Annotated in this window: 12 protein-coding genes and 3 pseudogenes; 7 read left to right on the plus strand and 8 right to left on the minus strand. The window is 60.4% G+C overall.

The features are described from left to right. Positions 1-309: 309 nt before the first annotated feature. From HB778_RS36640 to HB778_RS36650, 3 genes are read left to right on the plus strand one after another with little or no spacing between them, the layout of a single operon-like run. Positions 310-1,560 (plus strand): tyrosine-type recombinase/integrase, encoded by a 1,251-nt coding sequence (locus tag HB778_RS36640; protein WP_183465393.1) that lies wholly within the window; start codon positions 310-312, stop codon positions 1,558-1,560. Continuing rightward, positions 1,557-2,492: a tyrosine-type recombinase/integrase gene (locus HB778_RS36645; protein WP_183465394.1), complete on the plus strand. Its 936-nt coding sequence runs from the start codon at positions 1,557-1,559 to the stop codon at positions 2,490-2,492. Before HB778_RS36640 ends, HB778_RS36645 begins: the two co-directional genes overlap by 4 nt. Further along, complete coding sequence (locus tag HB778_RS36650) at positions 2,485-3,480, plus strand: tyrosine-type recombinase/integrase (RefSeq protein ID WP_183465395.1); 996 nt, start codon at positions 2,485-2,487, stop codon at positions 3,478-3,480. The genes HB778_RS36645 and HB778_RS36650 overlap by 8 nt, the downstream gene beginning before the upstream one ends. Positions 3,481-3,594: 114 nt before the next feature. Here the strand turns inward: HB778_RS36650 and ltrA are convergent, their stop codons facing one another. The 5 genes and pseudogenes from ltrA to HB778_RS36675 form a co-directional block, all read right to left on the minus strand. Beyond that, complete coding sequence (gene ltrA, locus HB778_RS36655; protein ID WP_183455041.1) at positions 3,595-4,917, minus strand: group II intron reverse transcriptase/maturase; 1,323 nt, start codon at positions 4,915-4,917, stop codon at positions 3,595-3,597. Positions 4,918-5,419: 502 nt separating this feature from the next. Next, positions 5,420-5,581, minus strand: a pseudogene (locus HB778_RS36660) (phosphotransferase family protein); the annotation flags it as partial. Next, a complete protein-coding gene (locus HB778_RS36665; RefSeq protein ID WP_183454953.1) occupies positions 5,578-6,057 on the minus strand; it encodes a MaoC family dehydratase in 480 nt (159 codons plus the stop codon). The gene HB778_RS36665 and the pseudogene HB778_RS36660, both read right to left, overlap by 4 nt. 45 nt (positions 6,058-6,102) lie before the next feature. Further along, positions 6,103-6,271: pseudogene (locus tag HB778_RS36670) on the minus strand (SDR family oxidoreductase); the annotation flags it as partial. Between the two features lie 55 nt (positions 6,272-6,326). After that, positions 6,327-7,310 (minus strand): IS5 family transposase, encoded by a 984-nt coding sequence (locus tag HB778_RS36675; protein ID WP_183454952.1) that lies wholly within the window; start codon positions 7,308-7,310, stop codon positions 6,327-6,329. Between the two features lie 459 nt (positions 7,311-7,769). Between HB778_RS36675 and HB778_RS36680 the strand changes: the two genes are divergently transcribed. Next, positions 7,770-8,795 (plus strand): IS110 family transposase, encoded by a 1,026-nt coding sequence (locus HB778_RS36680; RefSeq protein WP_183455345.1) that lies wholly within the window; start codon positions 7,770-7,772, stop codon positions 8,793-8,795. 391 nt (positions 8,796-9,186) lie between these two features. Here HB778_RS36680 and HB778_RS36685 read toward each other — a convergent pair. The 3 genes and pseudogenes from HB778_RS36685 to HB778_RS36695 form a co-directional block, all read right to left on the minus strand. Then, positions 9,187-9,904, minus strand: a pseudogene (locus HB778_RS36685) (IS6 family transposase). Positions 9,905-10,070: 166 nt separating this feature from the next. Next, positions 10,071-10,508, minus strand: coding sequence for a phasin family protein (locus tag HB778_RS36690; RefSeq protein ID WP_244662111.1), 438 nt, complete (start codon positions 10,506-10,508; stop codon positions 10,071-10,073). Between the two features lie 373 nt (positions 10,509-10,881). Continuing rightward, a complete protein-coding gene (locus HB778_RS36695; RefSeq protein WP_183454951.1) occupies positions 10,882-12,234 on the minus strand; it encodes an IS5 family transposase in 1,353 nt (450 codons plus the stop codon). A 276-nt stretch (positions 12,235-12,510) separates the two neighbouring features. On the opposite strand from HB778_RS36695, the gene HB778_RS43655 reads away from it, so the two are divergent. From HB778_RS43655 to HB778_RS36710, 3 genes are all read left to right on the plus strand, one after another. After that, positions 12,511-12,597, plus strand: coding sequence for a Ulp1 family isopeptidase (locus HB778_RS43655; RefSeq protein ID WP_432421289.1), 87 nt, complete (start codon positions 12,511-12,513; stop codon positions 12,595-12,597). A 421-nt stretch (positions 12,598-13,018) separates the two neighbouring features. After that, the gene (locus tag HB778_RS36705) at positions 13,019-13,396 is read left to right on the plus strand and encodes a flagellar export protein FliJ (protein WP_183454891.1); all 378 of its coding nucleotides are present in this window, start codon (positions 13,019-13,021) and stop codon (positions 13,394-13,396) included. Positions 13,397-13,898: 502 nt separating this feature from the next. Further along, a complete protein-coding gene (locus tag HB778_RS36710) occupies positions 13,899-16,013 on the plus strand; it encodes a S46 family peptidase (protein WP_244662112.1) in 2,115 nt (704 codons plus the stop codon). Positions 16,014-16,103: the final 90 nt, after the last annotated feature.

The raw sequence follows: 16,103 nt of genomic DNA on the forward strand, positions 1-16,103 counted from the left end.
AGCAACCAAATCCTACGTCATTTCAACGGTTTGCTCCACATCCGCCAACCTGCCAGTAGAGTCGAGGAAGGGCGCGGTGGCTTGGGCCGTGTTGGCATCGCTCCGTTTCCCTTCCCCGCTCATCAAACCGGACGTGCGGATTTCCCGCACCAAATGTGTTTGAGCACATTTGATGCCTAATGTGGCTTCGGTAGAGATGTGGCGTCGGCCGCGGCGGGCCAGAGGCGGCAGGCCGGTGAGGATGCCGAGCGCCACATAACAAACTGGATATAGGTGATCGGATTTCCCACCTCACTGGAGATCCGAGGCATGTTCGAGGACTTATTCGCCTACCCGAAGGTCGTAGCGCGTCACCATGACGGGCCCGAGGCCTCGAAGCGGCTGCGCTATCTCAAGCATCTCGCCGATCAGCGTGCGGCTCGTGAGACTTTGCTGCGCACGGCCCGCGAACTGCTGGTCATTGCGGAGCGGCTGGACCTGTCCGGCGGCAGGTGCGTCAGGCAGGCCGAGATCGACGCGGCCGCTCAATCTTGGGCCCGATACCAGCACGCGCGAAACAGAGCCTGCGGTGAGAAGTGGTCACGGCGTTTGTTCCATGACGTCGCCGCAGCGTGGCTTTGCTTTCTTGGCCAGCTTGACGAACCGGCTCCCAACGAACCGAAGGCCCATTGTGAAAAGGTCGACGACTTCATCGCCTATCAACATGATGAGCGTGGCTTGTCGGCGAGCACCCTAGCCAACCAACGCTGGCAGGTAGAGACTTTCCTCGAACATTTAGGCGTCGAAAAATCTTCGATCGCCGACATCACCGTTGCAGACGTAGACGCTTTCCTCAACGTAAAGGGTCGTGGCGGGTGGTCTCGGGTGTCGGTAGCGACGAGCGCGCACGCCCTGCGCGCGTTCTTCCGCCATGCTCAGCGTCGACAATGGTGTTGCCCCGGAATCGCCGCAGCGATCGACGCGCCGCGACTGTTCAGGGAAGAAGCTTTGCCGATGGGCCCGGCATGGCCCGATGTCCAGCGGCTCCTTGAGAGCACGAGGGACAGGACCGCGCGTGACGTCCGTGACCACGCGATTCTAAAGCTGCTCGCGATCTACGGACTGCGAAGCGGCGAAGTCCGCGGTCTTTGTCTCGAAGACATCGATTGGACGAGAGAGGTCATCAAGGTGACCCGGTCCAAGCAGCGCAAGACGCAATACTACCCCCTGGTGACCTCCGTCGGCGACGCTGTTGTGAGTTACCTTCAGCTGGCGCGCCCCCGCTGCCGTCGCCATGAGGTCTTCCTCACCCTCAAGGCCCCGTTCCGGCCGCTGTCGGCGAGCGCAGTGTACCATGTGGTTGCAAGCCGACTGAGCGCCCTGGGCGTTCAGTCGATGCATTTTGGCCCTCATGGACTTCGCCACGCCTGCGCCACCCACCTTGTTGCGCAAGGTCTGAGCCTGAAGGAGATCGGGGACCATCTCGGCCATCGCAGCGCCTTTGCGACCCGCACCTACGCCAGGGTCGACCTTGCCGGACTGCGCGAGGTCGGGGCGTTCGATCTGGGAGGACTGGCATGATCCTTTCAGAAATTATCGCCAGCTTTGTCGATCACCGGCAAGCAATCGGAATGCGCTTCCGCACGGAGGCGCGCACGCTCAAGTCGTTCTGTCGCTTCGTCGGCGACAGACCTCTGCCGGAGGTGACGGCCGACCGAGTGTTGCCCTTTCTGGCGGGACGCGGCCCGGTGACCCGTTTCTGGGAACGAAAGCATTCTGTTCTGGCGGGCTTCTATCGGTTCGCGATGGCCCGGGGGCATACAAACATATGGCCGTTGCCACGCGCCGTCCCCAAGCCGACGGAAGCCTTCGTTCCCTATATTTACTCCCGCGAGGAGATCGGTCGTTTACTCGACGCCGTCGTCCTGATCGACCATCCTCGCTGTCCTATTGATCCGGACACATACCGAACGCTCCTGCTTGTCCTTTACGGCGCGGGGCTTCGCCTTGGCGAGGCACTGTCCCTCACCTTAGCCGACGTCGACCTCGAGGAAGGGGTCCTGTGCGTCCGCGAGAGCAAGTTTTACAAGACCAGACTGGCTCCGATCGGCCACGACCTCGTGCGCATCTTATCCCGGCACGCTTCTCGCCGCCGCGAAGGCCAGTCTGCAGAATCCCTCTGGTTCCTCACGCGCCGGGGCGCCCCTGTGACCCTGCAACACGCTGAGAGGGTGTTCTGCCGATTACGCGTCAAAGCGAATGTCGTCTGCGCCGGCGCCGGGCCGCGACATCAGCCTCGCTTGCATGACCTTCGTCATAGTTTTGCAGTTCACCGCCTCCTCTCCTGGTATCGCCAAGGCGCCGACGTCCAACGGCTTCTGCCCAAGCTCTCAACCTACCTTGGCCACGTCAACATCTCGGGCACGCAGCGATACCTAACCCTAACCCCGGACCTTCTGCGTGAGGCCAGCGCGCGCTTCGAGCATTACGCCATGGAGATGCCCAATGCGTGACGAGGCGCTCCTTGGCCCCTGGATCCGGCGGTTCCTACTCGAACACGTGGTTGCCGAACGCAATCTCGCCCGCAACACCCAGCAGGGTTACCGCGACGGCTTATGTCAGCTTCTCCCGTTCGTTGCGAAGCGGGTCGGCAAGTCTATTGATCGCCTGAATGTCGTCGATTTATCGGCCGAGCTAATCCGCGCCTTCTTGACCGATATCGAAGTGACGCGTCGATGTTCGATCGCCACCCGAAATCAACGTCTTGCCGCCGTTCGGGCGTTCGCTGGCTTTGTCGGTGAGCATAGCCCCGTCCACATCGAATGGTCGGGCCAGATCCGTTCGATCCCGTTCAAGAAGACCTATCAGGCGGTCGTTCCTTACCTCGAAAAGGCGGAGATCGACGCCTTGCTCGCCGCTCCAGATCGGCGGACGGAGCAGGGTCGGCGCGACTACGCCCTGCTGCTGTTCCTCTACAACACTGGTGCGAGAGCGTCAGAGGCGGTCGGCGTCAAGGTGGCGGACCTGGACCTGAACGCCCCCAGCGTCAAAATCCATGGCAAGGGCGGCAAGCAGCGATACTGCCCATTGTGGACCGCCACCGTCGTCGAGTTACGGGCACTCGTCGCTGACGGAGCCCCTTCTCGATCCGTCTTCCTCAATCGCTGCGGCCAACCCATCACTCGCTTCGGGATCCATACCGCCGTCGAGCGTTATGGCCTCAAGGTCGTCGCCAAAATGCCGTCGTTGGCGACAAAGCGCGTAAGCCCTCACTCTATCCGCCACACCACGGCGACCCATCTCCTGCGCGCCGGCGTCGACATCAACACAGTCCGCGGATGGCTCGGGCACGTCTCGCTGGACACCACGAACGTCTATGCAGAGGTCGACTTCGAGACCAAGGCTAAGGCGCTCGAAAAATGCGAGGCGCCGAGTCTCGGCAAGATCCCAAAACGATGGCGTGACCAACCGGCGCTGATGGACTTCCTTCGGTCCCTGTAACCCGCTTTGTTATGTGGCGCTCGGCATCCTCACCGGCCTGCCGCTTCTGGCCCGCGGCGGCCGACGCCACATCTCTACCGAAGCCACATTACGCATCCGGCTTTCCGACTGGTTTCATCGTGAGGCACACGGCGGCGGTCCAATGTGCACGCGTCGAAGACGCAGGACACCAAGTTTTCCGAAGACAATGTCGTCGGAGAAACGCTGTGTGCCGCGTCCCTGCACCTTGTGCCGTTTGCGCAGGAAGGTGCGAACACGGTCATAGACGTGGTTGTCGACCGCTCGATAGGCCGGCAAGCGTGTTCCATAGCCAAAGTAGCCTGACCAGCCGCGCAGAAGCCTGTTCAGCCGGGTGCAGACCACGGGCCACGGCTCTTTGTTACCGTTTACCAAGTGATCGCCAATCTTCGTTTTGATCCGTTGCACGCTCTTCTTGGATGGGCTCGCACCCAGGTACCAATGGCCGTCTTTCCGGTAGCGGTGAGGTCCGAACGTATAGCCAAGGAAGTCGAAAGGCTCCGTGCGGGCATCCTTCACCGAGGTCTTGGCCTCGTTGAGTGTCAGCCCGAGTTTCGTCATCACCGTCCGCGTCCACGCCAGCGCCTCGACCGCGTGCCCGCGGCTGAGGATGACGAAGTCATCGGCATAGGAGATGACATGCGCACGGAACGCCTCGCCGCGTCCGGTGAGCCGCCAATGTTTCAGGAACCGGTTCATGTAGATGACCGAGAGCAGCGGGCTTGCGACCCCACCTTGCGGCGTGCCGCGCGTGCTGCTCTTACCACCGCTCACGTGCCGTTTCCCGTCACCGTCCCGCTCTTCGATCGGCGCTTTCAGCCACAGCTTGATCAGCCGCAGCACGTGCCGGTCGACAATGCGTCGGGCCACCGATTTGAGGAGGTCCGAATGCGGAATCGTGTCGAAGTATTTCGACAAATCGGCGTCTACCACGTCCGTGTGGCCCCGGCAGACAAGCCGGTGCACTTCCTTGATTGCGTCGGTCCCACTGCGTCTGGGCCGATAGCCATAGGCACCATCCTCGAAGTCCGCCTCGAATATCGGTTCCAGCACCAGCTTCGCGGCGGTCTGAACCACCCGGTCCCGAATGGTCGGGATGCCGAGCGGACGTTCGCCGCCCCCCGGCTTCGGGATCATCACCCGTCGCACCGGCTGCGGCCGATAGGTCTTCGAGACAAGTTCCTCGCGCAGGCCCGCCAGCCACCTCTCCGCGCCTTCCGCCTCGATCTTCGCGAAGGTCACATTGTCCACGCCCGGCGAACCCGCATTGGCGCGGGCCAGCGCATAGGCATGGCGCAGCATGTCCTCACGGCAGATCTTGTCGTAGAGCACGTAGAAGCGGAAAGCGGGCTCCGCCTTCGCCTTACGGTACAGCTTCCTCTGAAGGTTCCTGATCTTTTCGGGTGTTTCGAGGCTCATCGCCAATCACCCCCTCCTCACCAACGTCAAAAGCACACCAGAAGTCAGGGCCCTTCCCTCCACCGGCATTACCCGGCTTCAGCGGTATTATGACCCTGTCCGACTCCCACCGGCACCGCCGCCCTGACGGCTGCGTTGAGGCCGCTACCCTCATGCCGAGCGGGTCTCCCCCGTTACCCGTATCACCCTTCCGACGTGCCGTGCCCATTACCCCGGCGGATCGAACGGGTGCACATGTCGATTGCTTCCCCGTTCGCGCGGCCTTCCCCGAAATTCAGGCGGGTCGGCATCCACATCATCACTTTCGAGGCCTGCTCAGGCTTCACTCACGTTACGGCCCATCGGATTGCTCAACCGCCCAAGGCGGCCTTTGTCACGAGGCTTCGACCCGGCCAGTTGCCCGACCGAGCCGCTCGTCAGCTACCAGACCAATCGACTACTATCTGGGTGGAACCTTCCTCCACTGGTGATACGCCCCATCGGGGCGCACTGAATTTTCCGGGCTAGCTGCCGCTAGCAAATAGGTCGGGTTCGACTGTCCAGATTTGAATTTTTCGATGGAGCGAAGCCCGGAAAAACCAGGGATTTCCGCCTCGAGGTAGGGCGCAAGCGCTGCCTGGTCGAGCGCAAGCGCCGACGTGTCGAGCGCGTTCGCGTCGCTCATGCGGTCTCTGGCTGGCGCTCGATCAGCGTCAGCGTCAGCCAGCGCGCGGTCAGCGCCGGCTTCTTCGAGCCCTCGATCTCGATGGTCACGTCATGCGCCGTCTGCACCCAGCCCGACGGCCTGACCTTGACGTCGGCCAGCACGAAGCGGGTGCGGATGCGCGCACCGGTCTTCACTGGCGCCATGAAGCGCAGCGAATCGAAGCCGTGGTTGACGCCCATTTTGCTGTTTTCGAACGGCGGCATGGTCTCGAAGGTCATCGCCGACAACAGCGAAAGCGAGAGGAAACCGTGGGCGATGGTGCCACCGAACGGCGTCTCGCGCATGGCGCGCTCCGGATCGCAATGAATGAACTGGTGGTCGTCGGTGGCGTCGGCGAACCGGTCGATCATGCGCTGAGTAACCGCCCGCCATGGGGAGACGCCGAGTTCCTTGCCGACGCTGGCCAGAAGCACATCGAGACTGATCGGTTCCAAGCTGAAGTTCCTCCACTTCACCCGCCGGCGTTCCGGTCGGACGTATCATTCCTTGAACAGCGTCAGCCCATGCTGCACCGACTGCCCGCCATCGATCGGCAGGATGGCGCCAGTAACATAGCTGCCGGCCCGGCTGCAAATAGAGCGTTGCGCCGGCAATGTCATCCGGTACGCCGATGCGGCCAATCGGAACATGGCCGCCGACATGTTTGGCCGGCGTTGGTGCGCGGATATGAAATCGAACGCATTTCGATCTTTAATGTAGTTGGTTATGCCTGCGTGACTTGACGCCGGATAGACTCCGGGCGTGCCCATGCCAGCATGCGGTTGAGAACGATGCACCCGATGGCAACCTCGGTCTGTTGAGCCGGAAGAGAGCGTGCTCGCAGGCGCCGTCCGATCAGCCCCTTGTATCGTCCGATGGCTGTTTCGCTCAGCGCCCGCTTGCCGTAGCCGGAGGCTGCCTGCCATTTCAGCCGACCGTCGCTTGCGATTGCGGCAATGTGCTTGTCCCTTTGACCAGGCGGTCCGGCATCACCGCTTTCCACCGCCGTGGAACGCGGTGGAATGACGATGTTCGCGGTTGCGCTGTGCTGCAGGATAGACCGATAGGTTGGCTTGCCGTCATAGGCTCCGTCGGCTGTGAACTGGTCGATCTCGCCGTCGATCTGATCGAGCAGCGGTGCCACCTGGGAAGGATCATCCGTGTCCTGATCTGTCAGCCTTTGGGCAATGATCGCGCCACTTTTGGCATCCACTGCCAGATGCAGCTTGCGCCAGTTGCGACGTGATCTGGCGCCATGTTTCTGCTCCAGCCATTGCCCGGCGCCGTAGACTTTCAATCCCGTGCTATCGACAAGCCCATGCAGCGGGCCGTCCGGCTGCGGCGGGTTTCGTCGGGCTGATGGCTCCCACTTCTGTGCCCGACGGCTCAGCGTCGTATGATCTGGAACTGGGACTTTCAGCCCCATGAGATCCAGCAGCGAGTGGAGCAATCCCTCGGTCTGGCGCAGCCGCATTGCGAAGACGCAACCCAGCGTCAGCGCTGTCTCAATGGCGAGATCGGAATACCGGGCTTGGCCGCCGCGGGTCTTGCGTCGCGGAGCGCGCCATCCCGCCAGTGCCTCCGGCGTTACCCATAAGGTCAGGCTACCACGCCGGCGCAGACCTGCTTCGTAGTCACGCCAATTCGTCACCCTGAATTTCATCTTTCCGACGTGATGACGACGATCTGCGTGGTGTTTGTACGGCATGGCACTCAAATCAAGCTGATTTCGATCCTGCCTGCCTATCGCCAAACCGTTGACAAAGGATCCATGCACCAACGCTTATCTGATGCGGATTTGACATTCTGCTTTTCTTTCTTCGTTCCATCGATCGCGGTGTCATCCACGAAATGAAGGTCGGTCGGCGGCTCCGGGCTCGCAACGAACGAGTTTCAAAACTCGTGCCAATTCGGCCGACCCAGCAGAAGAAAAACATTGTGATTGTTGTGATTGCCTTTCAGCGGATTAGCCGAGGCCAGACACGAGCTCAGCGAAATAGGCCTGTGTCGCGGACCCAACAAAGGCGACAGAACAGTGTCGGATAGTACGGTCGTCAAACGCCAGACCGACGACACCTTCTTTATAGCGTTGATGGTGTAGACGCCCGCGACGACCGCAGTGTGTGGCAAAGTGGAGTTGTTTAAACCACCATTGGAGATGGGCATCATGAGCGAAGTTCGTACGATCGGTTTGGATTTAGCCAAGAACGTGTTTCAGGTCCACGGGGCTGACGAAACAGGTGCTGTTGTGTTTCGCAAGCAATTGCGGCGCGGGCGGGTTTTGAAATTCTTTGGTGGCCTGCCACGGTGCCTGGTTGCGATGGAAGCCTGCGGAAGCTCGCATTTCTGGGCGCGTGAGATAGGGCATTTGGGACACGAAGTCCGTATGATCCCACCGGCCTACGTGAAGCCCTTTTTGAAGCGGCAGAAGAACGACATGGCTGATGCTGAGGCGATCTGCGAGGCGGCGCAACGACCAACGATGCGCTTTGTTGCCGTGAAGAGCGAAGAAAGACAAGCCGCAGCAGTGGTGTTGCGCACCCGCGATCTGCTGATCCGGCAGCGCACGCAGACCATCAATGCGCTGCGCGGCCACCTTGCGGAATTTGGTGAAGTCGTGCCGCAGGGTTTAAGCTTCGCTTCGAAACTGATTGCGATGATTGAGGATCCGCAAACGGCTCTTCCAGAAACTGCGCGGACTGCTCTGCGGTTTCTGACAGCAAGCTTGTCCCAACTGAATGATCAGATTCGCGTGCTGGATGCACAGATTGTGCGCCGGGCTCGTGAAGATGAGACCGCACGCCGGTTGATGACAGTTCCCGGAATTGGCCCATTGATTGCCACCGCACTGGTGGCTCTGGCGCCATCGCCTGAAACCTTCAAACGTGGGCGGGACTTCGCCGCATGGCTTGGGCTTGTGCCGCGACAACATTCGACAGGCGGCAAACAGCGTCTCGGCTCCACGACGAAGATGGGGGATCGATCTCTGCGGCGGCTCCTGATCATAGGGGCCAATAGCGAGCTTGTGTGGCGCGCCCGCAAGGGTGCAACACCAGGCACGTGGCTGGCCAAGATGCTGGCGCATAAACCCCCGATGCTGGTGAGGGTGGCGCTTGCCAACAAGATGGCGCGAATGATCTGGGCTATCATGGCCAAGGGAGGAATATACAGAGCTCCGGTTGCTGCGGTCTAAAGCCAACGTAACCGAGGGGACGTCGCAGCGAGAGAGGTCATCGGAAGTATGGCGCAACGGTCGTGAGACGGGATCAGGAAAACCAGTGTGCACCAAAGTGTCTCAAGAGCACGCGGCGTTGATTTGGACCTGACCTGCGAACACCATAAGGGCCCGCGGCATGTGTGAAAGCCGCATCACAGGCCGGACACATGTCAGCACCCGACAACGCGCAATGCCAACTAAAGATTCCTCTTGCCAAACGGGCGTCTACACATGGTGCACGGATCGTTTATTGATCTGGGTTTAGGGAAGCGGCAACCGCAGTAGCCTTTGTAGCGTAGCCATGACTTTCGAAGGCACAGTAAAGTTATCAGCGGATTGATGCAGCGATAGCTGGCCGGGACGACTGTCACGCTGCGGCGACACACGCGATTTTGTTCCAGATTTGCATGGCGGCGTTACGCAGGTCTCGATGTTGAGCCGATGACAGCGTATTGCGGGGAAGGTGGAACAGGTTGGCAATCGGATCACGGATGGAAACGAACCGCTGAAGCTGGCGTGCCGACTTGAAGCGTTTCACGGTCCTTTCCCGTTGTCGGGTCGGCTGGTGCGAATTTTCCGCTCGATTATTGAGGCCTTTGTGCGACCGGTGTTCGACACCGGGCATGAGGTCGCGCCTGGCGGCATCATAGGACCGGTGCTTGTCGGTGCTCATGACCCGTGCTGTCTGCCCTTGAGCCTTCAGCAACTTGCGCATCAGACGCTTTGCCGGCCTTGGCATTTCGGCGGCTTTGCACCAGCACTTCGAGGACGAAGCCGTCCTGATCGACGGCACGCCAGAGCCACTGCTTCTTGCCATTGATGGCCACCACACATTCGTCGAGATGCCATTTGTCGCCCAGGCAGCTGGCTGACCGTCGCGTGATCTCCCGGGCGAAATGCCGTCCGAATTTCTCCGCCCAGCTTCGAATGGTCTGATGCGTGACGATAATGCCGCGGGCCGCCAGCATGTCCTCAACCATGCGCAGGCTGAGCGGAAAGCGAAAGTAGAGCCATACCGCGTGCGCAATGATCTCGGCGGGAAAGCGGTGGCGACGATAGAGCGGATCACGAGCAACTTCTGACATGCCCCATGTACGCACATCTTCATCAGCCGTCGGTTAACTTTACGGCGCCGTGATGTATGTTGCGTGGTCCGGTCCTGAAGATACCGCGCTCCGGATAGAGCCCTCGACCGATGCCAAGGGGACCACCCATCTGGTTTCCGGGACGATCATGCCGCCTTGGCGTCGGTCAGCGCCCTGTCCAAGGCGTCCTTGATCGGCTTGGTGACGGCGGCCACTCCCTTGGTACACTGAGGGCCTGGAATTCCTTGGCCTGCTCCACATACATTTCGACCCGCTTGCGCCAGAAGCTCGACTGCAGCGCGATAACTTGGGACGGCAACTTGGCGCCAACCAACGCCTGTAGATGCGAGAGGTCTGCCTCGGCATTGGCCCGCAATGCAGCGATCGTCTTCAGCGACAGTTCGGCACCGACCGTTTTTGTGTTTTCGAAGATGGATTCGAGCATTTTCTGGGCGTCCTCAGCACTGGACGCGAATCTGACAAGAACTCCTGTCGACAGCTCGCCCGCCTTTTCGGCGACTACACGCATCTGGTCGACGGCTTTGGCAAGGTCTAATGCCGGGAAGTGGATGGTTTCGACGTCGTGATCTTCGGTCTTGGTCATTTCGTTGTCCTTCAGGTCGACGATCTCTCTGAGGTGCGCATGCTCTTTTTTGCATTGCACGAGGGCTCCTTTTGCCGTGGGCAAGCCAGCACCTAGTTTTCGTTCGCTAACCGGTATCTTCTCTACCGTGTGCCACTAAGGCGGCAATGCAACACGCATCTTCCGTTTGAAAAGTGCAAAAGGACATCTGGACTGTAGCACAGTATATGATCGTACAAATAATTTGATGTGTTAATATTATGATAAATGGTGGCGCGCGCCCTTTACAATTTCGACGCATTTATGCTTTTCCCGTAGCGGAGAGCGATCCCGGCATTGTTGTGTTTTGCGACGCCTTTACCCGGTAATTTAATGGGTCGGCCCTGAATAACGGCTAAGGCGTTGATATTCCGAACGCGTGAAGACGGGTGAAAGCATCCGATTTCGCCGTTTTCGGCTGGAGTGCTTGCAGGCACCAGGCAAGCCAAAGAGCGAGAACCGTGAGGATCAGGCGCAGATTGTGGCCTGCGGCGACGAGCAGCGCATTGATCGCATCGCCATCATGGCCGAGTAGGAAGTTGCGGTCCAGTCGGCCGTCGGTCTTCATGTGACCGATGGTGGCCTCGATGGCCGATCGTCGTTTCAGTTCCCGACGCATGGTGGCCGTCAGGCCACGCTTGCGGCCGGCGATCATCACCGATCCCGAGCCGGCATAGTCGTGGCCGCGATAGCCCTTGTCGACGTAGATGCGGTCCGGATCGACGCCGCCGATCTCCACCGCCTGATCGACCGTTGCTGCAAGCGTGTGGCCATCATACGGATTACCCTCGAACGCCTTGGCCGCCAGCACGAGGCCCTCGCGATTGGTTGCCGCGATCCCGACCTTGCAGCCGACTTCGTAAGGGTTGCGGGCTTTGCCCTTCGAGAGGCAGACCACCTCGGGCGCGTGCAGGGAGTAGATCTTGTTCCTGTCCTTCGGCTTCTGCGCCAAGAGCCGCTCGACGAGCCCGAGCAACCGGGCAAATCTGGCCTCGAGTCCGGCATTGCCGGCGATCTTGCGGCCGACGTCGCGGAACACCCGGCCGAGATAGGTGCGAAGGCGCTTGAGTTCGCGACGCATCCGGCGGAACTGCCGGGCATGCGCATAGCGACCTGCCCGCACTGCCGCTGCCTTGGCCAGCCGCGTGTGGCTCTGCCTGAGCTCGATGCCGCACCGCTTGGCCTGACGCACCAGGATCTGGATTGCCTTGAGGTAGAGCCGGCTGTCGGTGGGGTGGGCGATCGCCTTCGGCTGCACCGTCGTGTCGACGGTGATCCGCTCCAGCGAACCGGGCTTCGCAGTCCCCGTATCGAGTGCGACGTCGACGTTTGCCTTCAGCATTTCCTCCAGCCCCTCGGACCCGATCCGCTTGCGCCAGCGCGTCATCGTGCTGGCATCGATCGGCGGCTCGTGCTGGAAGAACTCGAAGCCGCAGAACAATTGCCAGTACGGGTTCTCAACCCAACGCTCCACCACTTCTTCGTCGGACAGGTCGTGGACGTGCTTGAGGTAATGCAGACCGACCATCAGCCGCGTCGGCTTGGCCGGCCTGCCGACCGGGCGATAAAACCCGCCAAACGCTTCGTCAAAGCGCGACCACGGCATCAATGCCGACAACCGGACCAGCGGATGGCGCGGATTGATGATGGCATCGAGGCGCTCGCGGAACAAATCATTCTTACCGGACGACGGACGGGCTGGAAGCATTGCAAAAACACCGGGAAACGACGGGATCGAAGGTGGTTTCCGGCATTCTCCAATACTTCACACCCGATGGGAATCCCTGCAACGCAAGGGATCCAAGAGTTTTTCAGGGCGAACTCTTTACTGAGTTAATGTGACATCCCCTCAAAACGCTCCCAGAACTAAAAATCTGCCAAAGTAGTGCTAGTCTAGCGTTGTTAAAAGCGAGTGGGCACTGAATACCTGCTAACCGCTGTTGCTTCGTACGCATCTCACGAAGGCCGCGTGGAGCAACCCGGCATGGCGCAGCAGCGCAACAGCTATGATTGCGGCGTCTATGTGGTGGATGGCGCCCGGGAACTGGTGCAAAACCGATTGAGGCACTGATGCCGGTTTTGTCGCAAGCTCCTGGAAGAGCGCACAAACGGCTGTCGCAAAGTCCCCGAGAACGAATCCCCGCTTCGGAATTTTGTGGACACCTATGCCGGTTTGATCGCGCTGCAGAGAGACGCGGCCCATGGCGAAATGGAAAGCCGTGGCCATGGTCTGCTGACATCAGCGGCCGCCAGGTCTCAACGGGTTCATATGCAGACAGCGTGACATCGCCCTATTTCACCTTTTTTACCGCCCCTTAAGTCCCTCGCCCGCATGCTTGTCGATGCCATTGAACTCATAGCCATCGGCCAAGGATTTTGGACAATATGTTTCCTGTCGCAGCGGAAACCGTGAGAGTCGCTGTAGGCCTAACGTTAAGGGGCTGGGAGGAGAGCGGTTTGATCGGACGAAATGTGTACGGGAGTACCGAGTCATGAAGCCACGAGGTAATCTGGTCCGACTTAAGCAATTTCAGGTGAATGAGAAGCGGCGACAGCTGCAGCAGCTAGACATGATGATTGCCGATTTCGAACGCATGGCGCGAGAACTGGACTTCCAGATCAACGCCGAGGAAACGAAGGCTGGCATCTCCGATATCAATCATTTCGCTTACCCGACGTTCGCCAAGGCCGCCCGCCTGCGTCGTGACAACCTCAAGAGTTCGCAATCGGACCTTCTGCGGCAGAGAACCGCAGCCGAGCCATCTCTCGCCGAGGCTGAAGCAGAGCTCTCCAAGGCGCAAATGCTAGAATCGCGCAGCGGCAGAGGCCACGACCTCGAACCCGGCAACCGAAGCGCCATGATCGGCTGAGCCGGACGGCTTTAGCGCGCCTCAATTCGCGACACCAGACTGACCGTTGGCGCACGAGGAGGAGTGCGGGCACTGTAAAATTATCAGCGGCTTGATGCAGCGATAGCTGGCGGGGACGGCTGTCGTGCCGCGGCGACACACGCGATTTGTTCCAGATTTGCATGGCGGCGTTACGCAGGTGTCGTTTTCCATTTAATTCTGTCGGGTTTACGACGATGCGGGAGATCGGACACAGATGGGGCGGCTCACCACGTTGTAATTGAAGGTTTTATTCCTTTGGCACGGTTGGTGCTGCGGATGATCCGCAAGCATGCACGCCACCGATACGATGAGAGGTGAGCGTCAACGGTCCACTCAGTCGTGACGGAGTGCCAGCCGCGCGGGCGGACGCCGACCATCCCGATAGTCATCGATCCGGTCTGCGTAGAACAGTAAGCAGGATGAGAGCGAGATCAGCATGAACTCGAATTTGAAATGTTTGGCCCAAGCAACTGCCATCGCCTTGCTCTGGAAGGTCAGCGCTACGTCGGCGCACGAAGGTATGTGGATGCCGGGCCAGATTGCGGACGTGGGCGCGGCCATGCGCGCGGATGGGCTCCAGATCGATCCCGCCCTGTTGCGCCGTCTGGACACTGGCCCGCTCAACGCGATCGTATCACTGGGCGGATGCTCCGCCTCCTTCGTCAGTCCACAAGGGCTGGTCGCAACCAATCATCACTGCGTGTTCGGATCTATCCAGTACAACAGCAAGGAGGGACAGGACTATCTCACAAACGGCTTTCTGGCGAAGAGCCTGGGTGAAGAATTGCCCGCGGCGCCTGGCAGCCGCATCTATGTGATCGAGGATATGCGGGATGTGACCGCCGACATGCTCAAGGGCGTTTCGGACAAGCTGAACGGCTTTGCCCGCTATGAGCGGCTCGACACGAACCGCAAGGCGCTCATCGCTGCATGTGAAGCACAGCCCAATCGCCGCTGCGACGTGGAGGGCTATTATGGCGGCGACTCCTACTATCTCGAGCAGAAGCTCGAAATTCAGGACGTGCGCCTCGCCTATGCGCCCGCGCTCGGCATCGGTAACTTCGGCGGCGAAACGGACAATTGGATGTGGCCGCGCCACACAGGCGACTTCGGCTTTTATCGCGCCTATGTCGCTCCTGATGGTTCCTCCCGGCCTTATGCGCGCGACAATGTGCCCTACCGGCCGAAGAGCTGGCTGCGCATCGCCCATGAAGGTGTTCAAGAAGGCGATTTCGTGATGGTCGCCGGCTTTCCGGGGACGACCAATCGGTTGCGCACCGCTGGCGAAGTCCAGTTCAACTTCGCGGACTACGAACCGCTGCTGCAGCGTTTGTTGTCGGACTATGCCGCCCAGATCAAGCGAGCCACGGCAGGCAATCGTGACGCGCAGATCCGCTACGCCGCCATCCTGCAAGGCGCGGAAAACTACGAGAAGAAACTAGCGGGCGATCTCGCCGGCGCCGATGCGATTGGGCTCGATGCTCGCAAGGCCAACGAGGAGAAAGCTTATCGCGACTGGGTCGCTGACGATCCCGCGCGGCAGGCGCGCTATGACACAGCAATCCGCGAACTGGACGCCATGGTGGCCGAGAATAGCCGGGCCTCACTCAAGGGGCTGCGGCAGGCGCTGCTGGACCGCGCGCAAATCCTCTCATCCGCGCGCACTCTCTATCGCTGGGCGAAGGAGCACGAGAAGCCCGATGAAGACCGTGAAAGCGGCTTTCAGGATCGTGACCGTAACGAGACCGTCGATCAACTGACGCAGATAGAACTCCGTTATCTGCCCGACATCGATCGCAAGCTCTTCGAGGCCGCGCTCGATGAATATCGTCGGCTGGACGCAAAGGATCGCGATACTGCGTTCGAGACCGCTCTGGACCAAATCGGCCTTGACCGACTCTATGCGGACACCAAACTCGCCGACACGGCCACGCGGCTCGGCTGGCTCGGTAAGCCGGCTACTGCCTTCGAGGCGTCGGATGATCCTTTCATCAAGCTGGCGGTCGCGCTCTATCCCGGCGACATAGCTGCGGAGGTCGCGAAGAAGGACCGCGCCGGCCGTACGCAGGCGCCCCGCGCGACCTATATGCAGGGTCTGCGTGTCTATCGGCAGGCAATCGGCCAGCCAGTGTATCCCGACGCGAATGGATCGCTGCGCATCACTTGGGGCAAGGTGGCAGGGCGAACGCGCGATGGGCAGATCTGGACGCCCTTCACCACGGCCGAGGGACTTCTGGCCAAGCACACTGGCAGGGGCGAGTTCGATGCGCCGGATGCCGTGGTTGCCGCGATTCGGGCCAAGGACTATGGCCCATATGTCGCGCCGGCGCTGGGCACGTTGCCGGTCGACTTCATGTCCACGGTTGACATCACCAACGGCAACAGTGGCTCGGCGACGCTGAACGGGCGTGGCGAGTTCGTGGGTCTCGTGTTCGACGGCACGCTCGAGGGCGTGATCTCGGACTGGGCCCCCGACGCGGACCGCAATCGCAGCATCCATGTCGACAGTCGCTTCATGATCTGGACCATGGACAAGATCGACGGCGCGGGCCGGTTGCTCAAGGAAATGGGAGTGCGGCCGGCGCCGCGCTCCTGAGCGGATAGAAAACGTTGGTAAATGACAGGGTTTTGCTGCAATGGATCCGGACTTAAGCGGATGGCGCTCTTTGAAGCGGCAGACTATGCC

The sequence above is a fragment of the Mesorhizobium huakuii genome (genome assembly GCF_014189455.1).
Classification (GTDB): Bacteria; Pseudomonadota; Alphaproteobacteria; order Rhizobiales; family Rhizobiaceae; genus Mesorhizobium; species Mesorhizobium huakuii_A.

What these genes read in the sequence shown, in the direction of transcription:
- HB778_RS36680 (WP_183455345.1), top strand. Translation starts at nt 7,770, where the DNA reads ATGAGCGAAGTTCGTACGATCGGTTTGGATTTAGCCAAGAACGTGTTT.
- HB778_RS36705 (WP_183454891.1), top strand. Translation starts at nt 13,019, where the DNA reads ATGAAGCCACGAGGTAATCTGGTCCGACTTAAGCAATTTCAGGTGAAT.
- HB778_RS43655 (WP_432421289.1), top strand. Translation starts at nt 12,511, where the DNA reads ATGGCGCAGCAGCGCAACAGCTATGATTGCGGCGTCTATGTGGTGGAT.
- HB778_RS36690 (WP_244662111.1), bottom strand. Translation starts at nt 10,508, where the DNA reads ATGACCAAGACCGAAGATCACGACGTCGAAACCATCCACTTCCCGGCA.
- HB778_RS36675 (WP_183454952.1), bottom strand. Translation starts at nt 7,310, where the DNA reads ATGCCGTACAAACACCACGCAGATCGTCGTCATCACGTCGGAAAGATG.
- HB778_RS36645 (WP_183465394.1), top strand. Translation starts at nt 1,557, where the DNA reads ATGATCCTTTCAGAAATTATCGCCAGCTTTGTCGATCACCGGCAAGCA.
- ltrA (WP_183455041.1), bottom strand. Translation starts at nt 4,917, where the DNA reads ATGAGCCTCGAAACACCCGAAAAGATCAGGAACCTTCAGAGGAAGCTG.
- HB778_RS36640 (WP_183465393.1), top strand. Translation starts at nt 310, where the DNA reads ATGTTCGAGGACTTATTCGCCTACCCGAAGGTCGTAGCGCGTCACCAT.
- HB778_RS36650 (WP_183465395.1), top strand. Translation starts at nt 2,485, where the DNA reads ATGCGTGACGAGGCGCTCCTTGGCCCCTGGATCCGGCGGTTCCTACTC.
- HB778_RS36695 (WP_183454951.1), bottom strand. Translation starts at nt 12,234, where the DNA reads ATGCTTCCAGCCCGTCCGTCGTCCGGTAAGAATGATTTGTTCCGCGAG.